The 16,981-nt window shown below is 37.7% G+C and carries 16 protein-coding genes and 1 pseudogene; 10 read left to right on the top strand and 7 right to left on the bottom strand.

The window, feature by feature from the left end; all coding sequences use genetic code 11:
- Positions 1–10 precede the first annotated feature (10 nt).
- From ACTNEP_RS03845 to ACTNEP_RS03835, 3 genes are all read left to right on the top strand, one after another.
- Positions 11–544, top strand: coding sequence for an RNA polymerase sigma factor (locus ACTNEP_RS03845; RefSeq protein ID WP_441160343.1), 534 nt, complete (start codon positions 11–13; stop codon positions 542–544).
- A 74-nt stretch (positions 545–618) separates the two neighbouring features.
- The gene (locus ACTNEP_RS03840) at positions 619–876 is read left to right on the top strand and encodes a hypothetical protein (RefSeq protein WP_441160342.1); all 258 of its coding nucleotides are present in this window, start codon (positions 619–621) and stop codon (positions 874–876) included.
- A gap of 268 nt (positions 877–1,144) precedes the next feature.
- Positions 1,145–2,185: a lactonase family protein gene (locus ACTNEP_RS03835; RefSeq protein WP_441160341.1), complete on the top strand. Its 1,041-nt coding sequence runs from the start codon at positions 1,145–1,147 to the stop codon at positions 2,183–2,185.
- A 394-nt stretch (positions 2,186–2,579) separates the two neighbouring features.
- On the opposite strand, the gene ACTNEP_RS03830 is transcribed toward ACTNEP_RS03835, so the two are convergent.
- From ACTNEP_RS03830 to htpG, 3 genes are all read right to left on the bottom strand, one after another.
- Positions 2,580–2,756: a hypothetical protein gene (locus ACTNEP_RS03830; protein ID WP_441160340.1), complete on the bottom strand. Its 177-nt coding sequence runs from the start codon at positions 2,754–2,756 to the stop codon at positions 2,580–2,582.
- A 20-nt stretch (positions 2,757–2,776) separates the two neighbouring features.
- Positions 2,777–4,711 carry an aconitate hydratase gene (locus ACTNEP_RS03825; protein ID WP_441160339.1) on the bottom strand — a complete coding sequence of 645 codons (1,935 nt, stop codon included), beginning with the start codon at positions 4,709–4,711 and terminating at the stop codon, positions 2,777–2,779.
- 373 nt (positions 4,712–5,084) lie between these two features.
- Positions 5,085–6,965, bottom strand: coding sequence for a molecular chaperone HtpG (gene htpG / locus ACTNEP_RS03820; protein ID WP_441160338.1), 1,881 nt, complete (start codon positions 6,963–6,965; stop codon positions 5,085–5,087).
- A gap of 218 nt (positions 6,966–7,183) precedes the next feature.
- Here htpG and ACTNEP_RS03815 point away from each other — a divergent pair, with 218 nt between their 5' ends.
- The 7 genes and pseudogenes from ACTNEP_RS03815 (at position 7,184) to deoC (ending at position 12,748) form a co-directional block, all read left to right on the top strand.
- Positions 7,184–7,909 carry a GntR family transcriptional regulator gene (locus ACTNEP_RS03815; protein ID WP_441160337.1) on the top strand — a complete coding sequence of 242 codons (726 nt, stop codon included), beginning with the start codon at positions 7,184–7,186 and terminating at the stop codon, positions 7,907–7,909.
- A 150-nt stretch (positions 7,910–8,059) separates the two neighbouring features.
- Positions 8,060–9,361 (top strand): pyrimidine-nucleoside phosphorylase, encoded by a 1,302-nt coding sequence (locus ACTNEP_RS03810; RefSeq protein WP_441160335.1) that lies wholly within the window; start codon positions 8,060–8,062, stop codon positions 9,359–9,361.
- 83 nt (positions 9,362–9,444) lie between these two features.
- Entirely contained in the window at positions 9,445–9,609 is a 165-nt protein-coding gene (locus tag ACTNEP_RS03805) for a XapX domain-containing protein (protein WP_441160334.1), read from the top strand.
- A 27-nt stretch (positions 9,610–9,636) separates the two neighbouring features.
- Complete coding sequence (deoB, locus tag ACTNEP_RS03800) at positions 9,637–10,815, top strand: phosphopentomutase (protein WP_441160333.1); 1,179 nt, start codon at positions 9,637–9,639, stop codon at positions 10,813–10,815.
- 17 nt (positions 10,816–10,832) lie between these two features.
- Entirely contained in the window at positions 10,833–11,645 is an 813-nt protein-coding gene (locus tag ACTNEP_RS03795; RefSeq protein WP_441160331.1) for a purine-nucleoside phosphorylase, read from the top strand.
- Between the two features lie 18 nt (positions 11,646–11,663).
- Entirely contained in the window at positions 11,664–12,068 is a 405-nt protein-coding gene (locus ACTNEP_RS03790; RefSeq protein ID WP_441160330.1) for a cytidine deaminase, read from the top strand.
- 15 nt (positions 12,069–12,083) lie between these two features.
- Positions 12,084–12,748: pseudogene (deoC, locus tag ACTNEP_RS03785) on the top strand (deoxyribose-phosphate aldolase).
- 118 nt (positions 12,749–12,866) lie between these two features.
- Here the strand turns inward: deoC and ACTNEP_RS03780 are convergent.
- The 4 genes from ACTNEP_RS03780 to leuB form a co-directional block, all read right to left on the bottom strand.
- Positions 12,867–13,568, bottom strand: coding sequence for a TraR/DksA C4-type zinc finger protein (locus tag ACTNEP_RS03780; RefSeq protein WP_441160329.1), 702 nt, complete (start codon positions 13,566–13,568; stop codon positions 12,867–12,869).
- Positions 13,569–13,734: 166 nt separating this feature from the next.
- Positions 13,735–14,319, bottom strand: a complete 585-nt coding sequence (gene leuD, locus ACTNEP_RS03775; protein WP_441160328.1) for a 3-isopropylmalate dehydratase small subunit — start codon at positions 14,317–14,319, stop codon at positions 13,735–13,737.
- A 21-nt stretch (positions 14,320–14,340) separates the two neighbouring features.
- Entirely contained in the window at positions 14,341–15,759 is a 1,419-nt protein-coding gene (gene leuC, locus ACTNEP_RS03770; protein ID WP_441160327.1) for a 3-isopropylmalate dehydratase large subunit, read from the bottom strand.
- A 101-nt stretch (positions 15,760–15,860) separates the two neighbouring features.
- On the bottom strand, positions 15,861–16,928 hold the full coding sequence (leuB, locus tag ACTNEP_RS03765) for a 3-isopropylmalate dehydrogenase (RefSeq protein WP_441160325.1): 1,068 nt from the start codon (positions 16,926–16,928) through the stop codon (positions 15,861–15,863).
- Between the last annotated feature and the right edge of the window lie 53 nt (positions 16,929–16,981).

Raw genomic sequence — 16,981 nt, 5'->3', positions numbered from 1 at the left:
GGTGTAATCAATGTTCACGGACGACTTTTATCAAGCATTAGTTAAACAGTATCAGTCAATGATGCACTATACAGCACTCAAAGTAGTCAAAGATCAGCAAATAGCAGAAGATGTTGTCCAAGAGTCATGGATCAAAGTAATGAAACAGCAAGTAGATATTGAAAAGATTGATAAATTAGGGGCATGGTTGCGAACTGTCACCTCAAGAACTGCAATCGATATTTTACGGAAAGAAAAGCGTCGTCAAACATGCTTGCTAGAAAGTCCATACTTAATCGAGGAGCTGGCAATTTGTTCCTCTAATGAAGTGGATGACCAGATAAACTGGAAAACCACATTGGATGAATTAGAGCAATGCATCAATAAAAGTAAGAAGCTAAAGCATGTGTTTCAATTAAAATTTAAAATGGAATTAGACGATGATCAAATAGCAAAAACATTAAAAATTAGTCGTTCAACCGTTAAAACGCGTATTTTCAGAACAAGACAATTATTAAAAAGGCACTATCAACTTAACGAAAATATCTTAAAACCAGGAGCTTAAATGTTTCTGGTTTTTTCTTTGGCAAATTAGGTTTATAATGATAGAAGTAATGTCAATATAAAAGGATGAATCACATGAGTTACATTATATATGTTGTCTTACCTTGGATATTTTTATGCTTATTTATCATTGGTGCCGTCTACAGTTTATGGAAGAAACTTGCTTATTGGTGGGGATTTTTAAGTTGTGCTGTAGGTGTCGTCATTTATTTAATTGGTAACGAATTAGTTGGCGGCTACAATGGGATGAGTCTTAGCTTAATTGGTACTTTACCTTTTACAATCGGTCTGTTCATCTTGTTCTTTCTTTTTATTGGTAGTAAATTCCAGTAAAACCTGAAATAGTGTCGGCTAGAAATTAGTTAAAAGTAAAAGATAGAAGTGTACCCCAAATGAATGGAGGGATACAGATGAGAAGAGGCACAAGAATCTTACCAATGCTTGCTTCAATCGGTATTGGAGCATATGCATATTATCAAATGCGAAGAAACAGAACAATATGATGATAAGAAAACTTGGCGGTAGCCAAGTTTTCTTTCCTGTTTCATATTTGCTATAATAAATTGATAACAATTTTTACGAATAGAAAGGGTTTTTGCTAATGGGGAGACAATACATAGGATATATTGGTTCTTACACGAAAAAAGAAAGCCAGGGTATTTATCGTTTCACATTGGATACAGTAGAAAAAAAAATAATCGACATAGACGTTGCAGCTAATTTGGATAACCCGACATACTTAACAATTAGTAACGATAATCAATATGTATACGCTGTTTCCAAAGAAGGAGATCAAGGCGGTGTTACAGCTTTTAGGATTACAGATGATCGCGGGACATTAGAAAAAATAAATAGCCAGTCAACAGATGGTTCAGCCCCTTGTCATGTCAGTGTAGATAATCGTAATAAGTTAGTGGTAGCAGCTAATTATCATACGAAGAAAGTAGAAGCATTTTCAACGAACCTAGATGGTTCGATAGAGCCACCAAATGCAGTAGAGCATGAGGGAAATGGTCCGCATGAGCGCCAAGAGAAACCTCACCTACATTTTTCAGGATTTACTCCAGACGAACAATTTGTAGTGGTAGTGGACTTAGGTAGTGATACAGTTACCACTTACCGTCCGGATGGCGATGTTCTCCAAGAAATAAGTGTATTAACAGTTAAACCTGGAAGTGGCCCACGTCATATTGCATTCCACCCAGATGGTCAATATGCTTATGTGATGACAGAGCTAAGTAATGAAGTAATTGTGCTTAAATATCATGAAAATGAGGGGACATTTGAAGAAGTCCAATACATTTCCACTCTGCCAGAAGACTTTACAGAAAATAGTCAGGGGAGTGCGATTCATCTTTCCTCAGATGGTAAATTTGTTTATGTAGGAAATAGAGGGCACAATTCCATTGCGATATATCGGATTAAAGAGGATCATACGCTTGAATTTATTGAATGGACACATACAGAAGGAGACTGGCCACGTGACTTTGTTCTGGATCCAACCGGACAATTTATCGTAGCGGCCAATCAAGAAACTGGAACATTAGTATTGTTCGAAAGAGATCAAGAAAAAGGAACATTAAGTTTACTACAAAAAAACATTAACGCGCCAGAAGCAGTATGCGTCAAATTTATAAAATGAGACTATGAGCAGAGGGGGCACCCCCTCTGCTTTCTGGACTTACAGACGTTTTAGCACCGAGACAAATCAACAAATTAAAAAGAGTAATTAGATAGAAAAACCCGAGTATGCATACCGCTTCGGCAAAATACTTCGCTTTCCGTGGGCGAACTTTAGCTAACTGTGTGAAGAAAAAACTTCACCCAGTGGATCTTCAGCTCGTGTGAGTTTCGAAGATAGGACGATCAAGTGTCTGTATTGGCTACAGGAAGTGACCGTAGTTAGCCGACCCACAGGAGTCATTTATTTTTGCCTGCACTTCGTTCAAATTGTTCGGATTCTCGTTCTACCTATTTAGTTATGTCCATCCTCTTTTCTTGGAATGAAAGTAAGTGGGAGGACAGAAGTCATATCATTATTCGAGTGTCCGCTTATTGATATCCACATCAATTAAGTCCATGTTTTCTTTTGAATCATAGCGTGAAATAAATCCATCACCATGACATATTGAGCAAGTATAGCGCCACTCTTCATCATCCATCAAAAGCCCTGTGCCTTCACAGGCTTTACATCTCATATGTTGGGAACCCATCGTTATTCTTCCTTTCTACATTATTTTTGTTTTTGCTTGATCCAATTAATAATCCCGCCTTGTAAAATAATATCGATGTGTCGTTTCGTTAAATCGTGTCGTACCGGAATTGTACGATCTGTTCCTTTCACCTTAATGTCAAATGTATCGGTAACTTGGATGGTTTCGTGGATATTACGGAATTCTAAAATATCATCTTGCGATAGATAATCAAAATCTGTTTCATTCACAAAAGTTAACGGAAGAATACCAAAGTTAATTAAGTTTTGTAGATGAATACGTGCGAAATCTTTCACCACTACCACTTTTAGACCTAAGTATCTTGGTGCAAGTGCAGCATGTTCACGGCTGGATCCTTGTCCATAATTTACGCCAGCAATAAGGGCGTGACCACCGCTATCTCTTATATTCATTGCTTTTTCGTAATAGTCCTCATCAATAATTTCAAAGGTAAATGTGCTGATTTTTTGAATATTACTGCGATAAGGTAATACTCTGGAACCGCCAGCTAATATTTCGTCAGTGGAAATATTATCACTCATTTTCAACAAAATTGGCAGATCAAAATTGTCTTTAATTGGCTCAAAATCAGGAATAGTTGTAATATTTGGCCCTTTCTCTAGTTCTACATCATTATTTTTTGGTGGTGCTTCCAGCATTCCTTCGGTTGTGAATTTTTTTGGTTCTTGAACATTGGGATAGCTCATGTCTAATGTTCTCGGGTCAGTAATTCTGCCTGTCAGAGCTGAAGCTGCAGCAGTTTCGGGACTGCATAAAAAAACACTGTCTTCTCTAGTACCAGATCTGCCCGGAAAGTTACGTGGCGTAGTCCGTAAACTATTTCTACCAGTTGCAGGTGCTTGTCCCATTCCGATACAACCATTACATCCGGCTTGGTGCATCCGTGCGCCGGCGGAGAGAAGGTTTGCTATGTGACCATTTTCCACGAGTTGCTCTAGTAACTGTCGTGAAGTCGGATTGATATCAAAGGAGATACCTGGTGCAATTTTTTTCGCTTTTACTATTTCACTTGCGATAGCGAAATCACGATAACCTGGATTTGCTGATGAACCGATATATGACTGATATATTGGTTCCCCTGCTACTTCCGAGACAGGCACAACGTTACCTGGGCTGGATGGTTTAGCTATTAAAGGTTCTAATTCAGATAAATCAATACTTTCGTGTTCATCATATTCAGCACCACGATCTGCCGTTAACTCGATCCAATCATTTTCACGGCCTTGTTGCCTTAAAAAGTCCTTAATTTCTTTATCAGATGGAAAGATAGTAGCAGTTGCGCCTAGTTCTGCCCCCATATTTGCGATAACATGTCGATCCATTGCAGATAAATTTTTGACACCGGGCCCATAATATTCAATGATTTTGCCAACTCCACCTTTGACACCATGACGTCGTAACATTTCAAGAATAACGTCTTTTGCACTAACCCAATCTGGGAGTTTTCCTTTTAATTCTACACCTATGACTTTTGGCATTTTTACGTAATAAGGCTCTCCTGCCATTGCCATCGCAACATCTATACCACCTGCACCTATGGCAAGCATTCCCATACAACCATTTGCACATGTATGACTATCAGAGCCAAGTAATGTTTTTCCTGGCTTAGCAAGCTGTTGCATATGGACAGGATGGCTTACTCCATTTCCGGGACGACTGTAGTAGATACCAAATTTTCGTGCCGCACTTCGTAAAAAAAGGTGGTCATCCGCATTACGAAAATCCTCTTGAATTAAGTTATGATCTACATATTGGGCAGATGCTTCTGTTTTTACACGATCAATCTCCATAGCTTCTAATTCGAGCATAACCATTGTACCTGTAGCATCCTGTGTTAACGTTTGGTCGATTCTTAAGCCAATTTCCTTACCAGGCTGCATTTCCCCTGATACTAGATGGTTACTAATTAATTTTTGGGTGACATTTTGTTTCATCTCATTTACCCTCCTAACGTTAATTTCCGACATATTTAGAATATACCTTACAGTTAATATTACACATTTTATTTATTTATAAACTTTTCATAACAAAAAAGCAGAAGGAATAAGTTTCCATCTGCTACGGATGATTATAAAGTGAGACTATGAGTAGTGGGGTTTTAACCTCCATTAATATTAGTGAACTTATCAGGGTGTTAGGTCTGTTATCCCAAAACTATCCCTGTGAAGTAGAGGGCTTACTTTATTGTGGAAGATACATTGCCCAAAAAAGAACTACTATAAATAAACCGTCGCAATTAGCAACTGCGACGGCTTTAGGAGAAGCTTCTTCGTTTTCATGTTCACTCCTGCTGAAGGGAGTTTCCCTTTATACCATTACTTTACACATATCGTTTGTTAAGGCAACTGGGTCTTCGATCGGTAGACCTTCGATAAGTAATGCTTGGTTGTACAAAATGTTCGTATACAGCTTTACTTTTTCTTTATCTGTCTTATGGGCATTTACTAATGCTTGAAAAATGTCATGCTTATTATTAATTTCCAATACTTTTGTTGCTTCAATGTTTTGATTATCAGGCATCTGTTTTAGCACTTTTTCCATTTCAATCGAAACATCCCCTTCAGCTGATAAGCAGACAGGATGTGTCTTTAGACGTGTAGAAAGTTTAACATCTTTTACTTTATTGCCAAGAACTTCTTTCATTTCTTCTAAAAGATCCTTATGTTCTTCTTTTTGCTTTTCCGCTTCTTTTTTCGTTTCCTCATCTTCTAAATCAAGGTCACCACTTGATACATTTTTAAATTCTTTGTCATCATAATTCATTAGCATCTTAATGGCAAACTCATCCACTTCGTCAGTGAAATAAAGAATTTCAAAGCCTTTATCCTTCACTAATTCTGTTTGTGGTAACTTCTCGATCCGTTCATGAGATTCACCAGTTGCATAATAAATATGCTCCTGCTCTTCGGGCATCCGTTCCACATATTCTTTTAGTGATACAAGTTTTTGCTCACTGGAGGAATAGAAAAGTAATAAATCTTTTAATTTATCTTTATTAGCACCAAAGTCTGTGTAAACACCGTATTTAAGCTGTCGACCAAATGCCTCATAAAATTTTTCATACTGTTCACGTTCATTTTTTAGCATACTTTGTAAATGGTTTTTAATTTTTTTCTCGATATTTTTCGCAATTAATTTTACTTGGCGGTCTTGTTGTAAGATTTCTCTCGATATGTTTAATGACAAATCTTCTGAATCGACAATTCCACGTACAAAACTGAAATGATCGGGTAATAGATCAGCACACTTATCCATGATGAGTACACCATTAGAATAAAGCTCTAAACCTTTTTCAAAATCTTGTGAATAATAATTAAATGGTAATTGTTCAGGAATATAAAGGATGGATTGAAATCTTACCATACCATCCACACTGATGTGGAGATGACTTAATGGTTTATCAAATCCAAAATGTTTCTCCTGATAAAAGCTTTCGTAATCTTCGTCACGCAGCTCTTGTTTATTTTTTCGCCAAATAGGCACCATGCTGTTAATGGTTTGATCTTCTATTACGTCTTCTAATTCTTCTTCATTATCTTCTTTTGGTTTCTTTTCGATGACTTCCATTTTAATAGGGTAGCGGATAAAATCAGAATATTTTTTAATAATTGATTTTAGCCTATATTCTTCAAGGAATTCATCATAATTTTCTTCTTCTGCATTTTCTTTAAGATGAATAATAATTTCAGTTCCGACATCTTGTTTATCATACGGTTCTATTGTATAACCTTCTTCACCGTCTGACTCCCATTTGAACCCTTCGTCGCTGTGAAGTGAGCGAGTATAAACGGTTACTTTGTCCGCAACCATAAAAGAAGAATAGAATCCTACACCAAATTGTCCGATAATCTCCTGTCCTTCTTTCATTTCCACTTCTTTTTTAAAAGCGAGGGAACCACTTTTAGCAATCGTACCTAAGTTTTCTTCCAGTTCTTCTTTTGTCATACCGATACCAGTATCCTTAACGATCAAAGTACGATTATCTTTGTTCGGTTCAATTCGAATATAATAATCATCTTTGTTAAAAGAAATACTATCATCCGTTAATGCTTTATAATAGATTTTATCGATCGCATCACTAGCATTTGAAATTAGTTCACGTAAAAAGATTTCCTTTTGTGAGTAGATAGAGTGTACCATCATTTCAAGCAATCGCTTGGATTCAGCCTGAAACTGTTTTTTTTCCAAATTAATCTCCTCCTCATCGTTCTTGTTTATGTATGTTAGCACTCTTGTTATGCGAGTGCTAACACATAATAATTATCACAAAAGCCTTGTAGTGTCAAGAATAAAAGCGGTTTGACTTCTTTGCGTCAATCACTTATTTTAAAAAAGAACAAGTATTTTGCTATTATAGTAAGATGTACATAATATAAGAGTTGTTCGGTTATAAAGGGGGAGTCGACATGGTCTTTGATTATCAAACACCACGTTATATTCATGTGATTGAGCAAATAAAAACCAAAATAAGTGAGGGAGAATTGGAGCCGGGTGAACGTTTACCGTCTGAGATGGAATTTGCCAGACAATTAAATGTCTCCCGGAATACCTTGAGAGAAGCACTAAGAATATTAGAGGAAGAAAATATTATTATTCGTAAACATGGAATAGGAACTTTTGTAAATAAAAAACCGGCTTTTTCAGGTGGAATTGAGGAATTATTCAGTATTACTGATTTTATAAAAAGGGAAGGTAAAGAGCCTGGTACAAAGTTACTTTTTCAAGGGATAGTAGATGCTGTCAGTGAAGATAAGCAAGAGTTAAACCTAAAAGACAATGATCCTGTCTATTTGGTGAAACGTGTAAGGACTGCTGATGAAAAACCACTAGTGTACTGCATTGATAAAGTTCCAGTTTCTTTTATTGGAGAGGATTATCGGTTTGAAGAGGAATCTATATTACTTTCTTTTCAGGAGAAAAAAGGGATAACGATTAGTTATGCAAAGGCTGAGATTAAAACAATCGGTTACCATGAAGAAATATCGAATATATTGGAAGCGGAACCTGAGCAACCGTTATTAATACTAAAACAGATTCATTATGATACAGATGACCAACCGATTTTATACTCTTTAAATTTTTTCCGGGCGGATCAGGTTAGTTTTAGTGTAATAAGAAAACGTATTTTATAAATACTACTACTAAAACATTCTGTCATAATTAATTGACTTGTTGGACGTCTTACCTATATAATGAATCCGAATTCAATGGCGATTTCGTAGCAACAGGGTATTAGACGTCCTTATAATTTGGAGTAAGTATAAAGAAGGAGGAATCATTACATGAGAATGGTCGATTTAATCGCAAAAAAACGCGATGATAAAAGCTTAACAAAAGATGAAATCAATTTTATGATAGAAGGCTACACAAAAGAGGAAATTCCCGATTATCAAATGTCTGCTATGGCAATGGCGCTATATTTTCAAGGAATGACGACAGAGGAACGAGTTAATCTAACGATGGCTATGGTTCAATCTGGTGATATCGTTGATTTATCAGATATAGAAGGTATTAAAGTAGATAAACATTCTACAGGTGGAGTAGGTGATACCACTACCCTTATCTTGGCGCCATTAGTAGCCTCTGTAGGTGTGCCAGTTGCCAAAATGTCAGGAAGAGGACTTGGTCACACTGGAGGAACAATTGATAAATTAGAATCTATTGATGGATTTCAGGTTGAATTAACAACAGAAAAATTTAATAAGTTGGTAAATGAACAAAAAGTTGCTGTAGTTGGACAAAGTGGGAATTTGACACCAGCAGATAAAAAACTTTATGGATTACGTGATGTCACAGCTACCGTTAACTCCATACCTTTAATTGCCAGCTCGATTATGAGTAAGAAGATTGCATCAGGGGCAGATGCCATTGTGCTGGACGTCAAGACAGGTTCAGGTGCATTTATGAAAAGCTTAGATGATGCGAAAGAATTAGCAAAAGCAATGGTGGATATTGGGGATGGAGCAGGACGTGAAACAATTGCCGTTATTTCCGATATGAATCAGCCATTAGGATATGCTGTTGGGAATGCACTAGAAATCAAGGAAGCGATAGAAACATTAAAAGGTAACGGTCCTGAGGATTTAAAAGAATTGTGTTTAACTTTGGGAAGCCAGATGGTATATTTAGCGAAACAGGCCAGCTCCATTGATGAAGCAAGGCAGAAATTAGAAGATGCCATTCACTCAGGTAAAGCTATTGATAAATTCAAAACATTTGTGTCCTCACAAGGTGGAGATCCATCAGTTGCAGATGATCCTAGTAAATTACCGCAAGCAAAATATGTGATCGATATTAAAGCAACACAGTCCGGTATTGTTAATGAAATAGTGGCAGATGAAATTGGTATTGCTGCAAGTATGTTAGGAGCAGGGCGTTTAACAAAAGAATCAGACATTGATTTAGCAGTTGGAGTAGTATTACAGAAAAAAATTGGTGATCAAGTATCAGAAGGTGAGACACTGGTTAAAGTATATAGTAATCAGGAAGACATAACAGAAGTAGAGCGAAAAATTATCGATGCCTATACAATCCATACGGAAAATAATACAAATCTCTCATTAATTTACGATATCATTCACTAATAAAACCTTTTATGTAGTAAAGGGTATCATCAAAAGAGGTTGGACATCCTACAAGGAAGAGTATAAAATAGGAGTGACACATCATGAAAGAAATTGCCCTCAGTTTACTTGCTGGAATAATAGTTGGTATCTTGTTTAAATTTATGAAATTACCATTACCTGCACCTCCTGTACTTGCAGGGGTCGTAGGTATTTTTGGTGTTTATTTTGGAGGGCAGATCGCCGACTGGATCAAATCATACTTCTAGAGTTAGTAATAGAAAGGAAGGTCACCAATGAAATCATTTAAACGTGTTTTTTTAATTGTATTAGATTCTGTGGGAATTGGAGAAGCACCTGATGCCGCACAATTTAATGACGAAGGTGCGGATACATTAGGACACATTGCAGAGCATATGAATGGCTTGCAGATGCCTAATATCGGAAAGTTAGGTCTGAGTAATATTCGTGAAATTAAAGGAATCGAAAAAGCAGCGCAACCACAAGCTCACTACACCAAAATGCAGGAAGCATCAAATGGAAAAGATACAATGACAGGTCACTGGGAAATTATGGGTTTACATATCGAGCAGCCTTTTCAAACATTTCCTGATGGATTTCCTGATGACTTAGTGAAGCAGCTAGAAGAACAAACAGGACGAAAAATTATTGGAAATAAACCAGCATCAGGTACTGCGATTATCGAAGAACTTGGTGAAGAGCATATGAAGACAGGCGATTTGATTGTTTACACTTCAGCGGATTCTGTTTTACAAATTGCCGCACATGAAGAGATTATTCCAATCGATGAGCAATATCGAATTTGTAAGATTGCTCGAGATCTAACGAAAAATGAAAAGTATATGGTCGGTCGAGTAATTGCCCGTCCGTTCATCGGTGAGCCAGGTGCATTTGAACGAACATCTAACCGTCATGATTATGCATTAAAACCTTTTGGAAGAACAGTAATGAATGATTTAGCAGATGCTAACTATGACGTAATTGCATTAGGCAAAATATCGGATATTTATGATGGGGAGGGTGTAACAGAAGCCATTCGCACAAAAGACAATGCAGATGGCATGGAGAAATTCATTCAATCTATGGATAAAGAATTCCATGGTTTGAATTTCCTTAATCTAGTTGATTTCGATGCCAAATATGGACACAGACGTGATCCACAGGGTTATGGAGAAGCATTAGAAGCATTTGATCAACGTTTACCAGAAATGCTAGATAAATTGCGTGATGATGATCTATTTATCATTACAGCGGACCACGGTAATGACCCAGTACATCATGGAACAGATCATACAAGAGAGTATGTACCCCTTCTTGTTCGTCATAATCAAATTACTAATGGTAAACAATTAGAAATTAGAAGAACATTTGCTGATATTGGTGCTACCATTGCAGACAATTTTGCTGTAACATTACCATCAAATGGGAAAAGTTTTCTAAGGGAGATTTTATAAGGAGGAGGCTGTTTTAGATGAACCAATTAACCGAATCAACTGCTTATTTACAAAAGAAGATCAAAACACAACCTACAATCGGTTTAATTTTAGGATCTGGTTTAGGTATGCTGGCAGACGAAATAGAAAATCCAACGAAAATTAAATATGAAGAAATTCCTGGATTTCCTATATCAACTGTAGAAGGACATGAAGGACAATTGGTAATCGGTAACCTTCAAGGTGTCGATGTAATTGCCATGCAGGGGCGTTTTCATTACTATGAAGGATATGGATTAGATGCGGTTACTTTTCCTGTTCGTGTTATGAAGGAATTAGGGATTGAAAAGCTATTAGTAACCAATGCAGCAGGTGGTGTAAACCGTTCTTTGGCACCAGGAGATCTTATGTTAATTACTGATCATATAAATAATACCGGGCAAAATCCTTTAATTGGGGAAAACGTGAAAGAGCACGGCGTTCGTTTCCCTGATATGTCGACAGCTTATGATCGTGAATTACAACAAATTGCCAAACAAGCTGCGGAAAAATTGAACATTCCTTTAAAAGATGGTGTTTATGTCTGGAATACTGGCCCAAGCTATGAGACTCCAGCTGAGATCAGAATGTTAGAAACAATTGGAGGGGACGCTGTAGGGATGTCAACTGTACCAGAAGTTACTGTTGCGCGTCATGCTGGTATCAAATGTGTAGGTATTTCTTGTATATCGAATATGGCAGCAGGAATTTTAGACCAACCTTTAACACATGATGAAGTCATCGAAACAACCGAAAAAGTTCGAGAAACCTTTTTACGATTTGTTAAACAGCTGATACAAGATATTGGTTAATAAAAAAGGGGAGAAGCGATGATGGAAAAACAATTAATCGAAGAAGCGAAAAAAGCACGTGAAAAAGCATATGTTCCTTATTCTAAATTTAAAGTGGGAGCAGCATTGCTCGATGATAAAGGCAATATTTTTCACGGATGCAATATTGAAAATGCTGCGTATTCCATGGTTAACTGCGGTGAGAGAACGGCATTATTTCATGCATATGCAAAAGGTTCCCGAAATTTTGAAATGATTGCAGTGGTTGCAGATACAGATCGACCGGTGTCACCTTGTGGAGCATGTCGGCAGGTAATGGCAGAACTGTGCGGTCCGGATATGAAGGTAGTCTTAACGAACCTCCAGGGAGATATAGAAGAAACAACCGTTAAAGATTTATTACCAGGAGCATTTATTGCTGAAGATATGAGCAATGCCAAGTAACAAAGGAGGATGAAGATGAGTTTAGCAAATAAAATTGATCATACAGCATTAAAACCTAATACAACGAAACAACAAATTGAAACACTGTGTGCAGAAGCGAAAGAATACGGCTTTTATTCTGTTTGTGTAAATCCGACATGGGTAAGTTATGCAGCACAATTATTAAGAGGAACCGATGTAGCAGTTTGTACCGTTATTGGTTTTCCTCTTGGGGCAACTACTTCTGCTGTTAAAGCTTTTGAAGCAAAATATACTGTGGAGAAAGGTGCAACCGAAGTAGATATGGTCATTAATGTTGGGGCCTTGAAGGACGGCAATCTTGAGCTTGTACAAGCGGATATTGAAGCGGTTGTTCAAGCAGCTGCAGGTAAAGCGTTAGTTAAAGTTATAATTGAAACATGTTTACTAACAGATGAGGAAAAAGAAACAGCATGCCGATTAGCAGTTGCTGCAGGTGCAGATTACGTGAAGACTTCAACAGGATTCTCAACTGGAGGAGCTACAGTCGAAGATATCGCATTAATGCGTGAAACAGTTGGACCAGATATTGGTGTTAAAGTTCCGGTGGAGTTCGTGATCTAGCAACTGCCCAGGCAATGGTGGATGCAGGAGCATCCCGTATCGGAGCAAGTGCAAGTGTAGCAATAGTGAAAGATGAAGTAAGTGATAGTGATTACTAAGAAGAGAGGATACAGCAAAACGTCAAGCTGTATCCTCTTTTTATCTTGATAGTTCTACTTCTACTTAATGAAACGAATATTTAGGCTCACCAAGGACAGTGACCCTGAAAAGCACCAATCACTTATCTGTATATAAGATAGAGCCAATATCGTTATCATCTAAATAATCTTCATACTTTTCATGCGCTTCATTAACACCAATATATTTTCCATCTATTCCTGCTAAAAGGAACCCTTCCAGTTCTTCAACGCTACCGACTAGTTCTTCTGAGTCGTAGTACATATCGTCATAGTCTTTTTCTGTGTTGTAAAAATCAGAAGGTCCGTCAGAGGAACCATATCTTTCCACACTTTGCCATGCGTCCTCACCATCAAACATTGTATGATCATCACCTTCTAGTTCTTGTTCATCAATATTTGAATGAAGAATGTCTTCTTCGATTGGTCTTTGTTTTTTTATATCCTGTTCAGCGTGTGCGATACAATGAGTAGTGGTGGGCATTGCTATCATACGTTCAGCAGGGATATCGTTATGACAAATCTCGCATTTTCCATAGCTTCCATTTTCGATTGCCTGTAATGCTTGTTTAATATCAGCTAATTCTTTTTCTTCGTGTTCATTCAGTGCAATGTCTTTTTCTCGTTCAAATAACTCTGAACCTGTGTCAGCTGGGTGATTATCATAGTTGGATAATTCGGAAACAGAGTCTTTATTGAGGGATTGTTCTTGGCCAAAATGATCTGTTAGATGCTGTTTTATTATTTTCTTTCGTTCCAATAATTCTTGTTTGCATTGTTCTATTTCTGTGGGATGTAGCAAATTTTGCACCTCCTTATATCTGTTAGTATGTCCGAAACTTCTTATCCCACTATAGAGGATTTTGGAAAATAAAATGGATAAAGGCAAGGGAAGAGGAGAGACTAAATAAAGACTTCAGCAATAAAAAAGCTGATTTCCTAATAATTAGAAAATCAGCCTGTCATGTTTAACCATGAGATTGTTCAAATTGAGATATTTTATCCGCGTGTGTAAGGGTCACAGCAATTTCATCCCAGCCATTTAGCAGCATTTCTCTCTTATAGTCATCTAAATCAAAGGAAGCCTCAAATCCTTGATCGTCATAAACAATTTTTGCTTCAAGATCAACGGTAAGATGATATTGATCGACTTCAGCATTTTTAATTAACGTCTCTACCTCTTGTTCCGTTAATTTAACTGGTAGGATACCGTTTTTGGTACAGTTATTATAAAATATATCCGCATAGCTTGGTGCAATGATTACTCTAAAACCATAATCTTGTAATGCCCATGGAGCGTGCTCTCGTGAAGATCCGCAACCGAAGTTTTCTCCAGCTACCAAAATAGATGTTCCTGTATACTTTGGCTGATTTAAAGAAAAATCTTCACGCAATTCACCTTTTGAATTAAACCGCCAGTTATAGAAAACGAATTGACCAAACCCTTGACGTGAAATGCGTTTCAAAAACTGCTTTGGAATAATTTGATCTGTATCTACATTGGCACGGTTTAATGGGTAAACAAGTCCCTTATGTTTACGAATTGGTTCCATCTTTCGTATCCTCCTTTATCATTAGCTTGGTGTTGGAACACTTAAATGACGAACATCAACAAAGTGACCTTTTATTGCCGCAGCTGCAGCCATTTCTGGACTAACTAGGTGTGTTCGAGCACCGGTACCTTGACGACCTTCAAAGTTTCGGTTTGAAGTAGAAGCACATCGTTCACCCTCTGGTACCACGTCATCGTTCATTGCCAAACACATACTGCAACCAGCTTCACGCCATTCAAATCCTGCCTCTTTAAAGATGAGATCGATGCCTTCTTTTTCAGCTTGTGCTTTTACACTGTGGGAGCCTGGTACTACAATTGCTCGAACATTAGGGTTTACTTTCTGTCCTTTCACAATTTCGGATGCTCGGCGTAAGTCAGCAAGACGAGAATTGGTACATGATCCAATAAATACATGTTCGATTTGTACAGAAGAGATTGGTTCGCCACCTTCAAGCCCCATATATTCTAAGGCACGTCGAATTTCCTCGCGTTCATTATCATTATGCGCATCTTCTAAAGTTGGCACATTTGCACTTACAGGGATACACATACCAGGATTTGTTCCCCAAGTAACCTGTGGTTCAATCTCATCAGCATCAATCTCAACTTGCTCATCATAGACAGCACCCTCATCGGTTGCTAAAGCTTTCCATTCTTCGGCAAGTTGATCAAATGCTTCACCTGCTGGAACATGGCGCTTTCCACGTAAAAATTCGACTGTTGTATCATCTGGACTGATTAATCCTGCTCGAGCACCAGCTTCGATGGACATGTTACATACAGTCATCCGACCTTCCATTGACAGGTCGCGAATTGCTTCACCTGTATATTCGATAACATATCCGGTACCGAATTTGACACCAAATTTTCCGATAATTGCTAAAATTAAGTCTTTTGCTGTTACACCTGTACCTAATTTGCCGTTAACTTTCACATTTAATGTTTTCGGTTTTTGTTGCCAGATTGTTTGAGTTGCCAGTACGTGTTCCACTTCACTAGTACCAATACCAAATGCCAATGCTCCAAAAGCTCCATGAGTGGAAGTATGGCTGTCACCACAAACAATTGTTTTACCAGGTTGTGTTAAACCTAATTCTGGACCTATTACATGGACGATTCCTTGGTCTGGATGATGAATATCTGCTAAAGGCACTTCAAACTCTTCACAGTTTGTTTTTAATGTTTCCATTTGTGTTTTGGAAACTTCATCTTTGATTACATTACGGTGGATAGTCGGTACATTGTGATCCATGGTTGCGAATGTAAGATCAGGTCGACGCACTTTTCGCTTATGCATTCTTAGTCCTTCAAACGCTTGAGGGGAGGTAACCTCATGAACTAAGTGCAAGTCAATATATAAAAGATCCGGCTTTCCTTCTTCATGATGAACAATGTGTTTTTCCCAAATCTTCTCAATAATTGTCTTTGGTTTTCTCATCTATTTCACTCCTTACGTTAATAATGAAAGGTTAAAAGGTTTGATTAGAAAAAGTTTCGCGCTTTTCTATTTGGAATAGGTTACACCGGTGGTTCACTTGCTTAGTTAATCGCATCTACGATCAACTGTGTCATTTCCGATGTGTTGACCAGCATACCATTGTCACTTTTTAAATCCGCAGTGTGATAGTTTTGATTGACTACTTCTTCCACTGCATCTTCAATAGCTTTTGCTTCTTCATTCATATTAAATGAATAACGAAGCATCATGGCAGCAGATAGGATCATCGCAATTGGGTTGGCAATTCCTTTCCCAGCAATATCAGGTGCAGAACCATGTGCAGGTTCATATAAGCCAACACCATCTTCTGCTAGACTGGCAGAAGGAAGCATTCCAAGTGATCCAGTTAAAACAGAAGCTTCATCACTTAAAATATCACCAAACATATTTTCCGTAACAATAACGTCAAATTGTGTAGGGTTGGTGATGAGTTTCATTGCCGCAGCATCAACTAATACATGATCAACAGTAACTTCTGGATAAGCTGCTTTTTTTTCTTCCACAATTTCTCTCCATAGTTTACTAGATTCCAACACGTTAGCTTTATCAACGGAGGTTAGTCGTTTATTACGTAACTTTGCACTTTGAAAGGCTTTATCTATAATACGCTCCATTTCTTTTCGTGTATATGCCAATGTATCTACAACAGCATCTCCGTTCTCAAGGCGTTCACTAGGTTGGCCAAAGTATAGTCCACCAGTCAGTTCCCGGACAATGAGTAAGTCGCTACCTTGTATGATTTCCTCTTTTAAAGGAGATGCATGTAAAAGTTTCTTGAAGCCTTTAACAGGACGAAGATTCGCATATAAATCTAGCGCTTTACGAATACCTAATAAACCACGTTCCGGTCTTAAGTCAGAAGGGTTCTGATCCCATTTAGGACCACCGACGGCACCTAATAAAACAGCATCTGCATTTTTACAAGCTTCAACCGTTTCATCAGGTAGGGGAGTTCCGTGTTTATCAATGGCAACTCCGCCTATATCATAGGAAGAAAATTCAAAAGATTTATGATATTTTTTGCTAATTGCTGCTAGTACGTCTTTGGCAGCATAGATAACTTCTGCTCCTATTCCATCACCCGGAAGCAGGACTATTTTATCTGTCAATTCAATGACCTCCTACATATGGGACTTAGATTGCTTTTGGTTAAAGTGACTAT

Source organism: Gracilibacillus sp. HCP3S3_G5_2 (genome assembly GCF_052063305.1).
GTDB lineage: Bacteria > Bacillota > Bacilli > Bacillales > Amphibacillaceae > Gracilibacillus.
This window is presented reverse-complemented; position numbering and strand designations above follow the sequence as displayed.

Excerpts from the sequence above, each read along its gene's own strand:
- ACTNEP_RS03835 (WP_441160341.1), top strand. The coding sequence starts at position 1,145 with ATGGGGAGACAATACATAGGATATATTGGTTCTTACACGAAAAAAGAA.
- ACTNEP_RS03790 (WP_441160330.1), top strand. The coding sequence starts at position 11,664 with ATGATGGAAAAACAATTAATCGAAGAAGCGAAAAAAGCACGTGAAAAA.
- leuD (WP_441160328.1), bottom strand. The coding sequence starts at position 14,319 with ATGGAACCAATTCGTAAACATAAGGGACTTGTTTACCCATTAAACCGT.
- ACTNEP_RS03795 (WP_441160331.1), top strand. The coding sequence starts at position 10,833 with ATGAACCAATTAACCGAATCAACTGCTTATTTACAAAAGAAGATCAAA.
- ACTNEP_RS03830 (WP_441160340.1), bottom strand. The coding sequence starts at position 2,756 with ATGGGTTCCCAACATATGAGATGTAAAGCCTGTGAAGGCACAGGGCTT.
- ACTNEP_RS03840 (WP_441160342.1), top strand. The coding sequence starts at position 619 with ATGAGTTACATTATATATGTTGTCTTACCTTGGATATTTTTATGCTTA.
- ACTNEP_RS03815 (WP_441160337.1), top strand. The coding sequence starts at position 7,184 with ATGGTCTTTGATTATCAAACACCACGTTATATTCATGTGATTGAGCAA.
- leuC (WP_441160327.1), bottom strand. The coding sequence starts at position 15,759 with ATGAGAAAACCAAAGACAATTATTGAGAAGATTTGGGAAAAACACATT.
- ACTNEP_RS03825 (WP_441160339.1), bottom strand. The coding sequence starts at position 4,711 with ATGAAACAAAATGTCACCCAAAAATTAATTAGTAACCATCTAGTATCA.
- deoB (WP_441160333.1), top strand. The coding sequence starts at position 9,637 with ATGAAATCATTTAAACGTGTTTTTTTAATTGTATTAGATTCTGTGGGA.
- ACTNEP_RS03845 (WP_441160343.1), top strand. The coding sequence starts at position 11 with ATGTTCACGGACGACTTTTATCAAGCATTAGTTAAACAGTATCAGTCA.
- ACTNEP_RS03805 (WP_441160334.1), top strand. The coding sequence starts at position 9,445 with ATGAAAGAAATTGCCCTCAGTTTACTTGCTGGAATAATAGTTGGTATC.
- ACTNEP_RS03810 (WP_441160335.1), top strand. The coding sequence starts at position 8,060 with ATGAGAATGGTCGATTTAATCGCAAAAAAACGCGATGATAAAAGCTTA.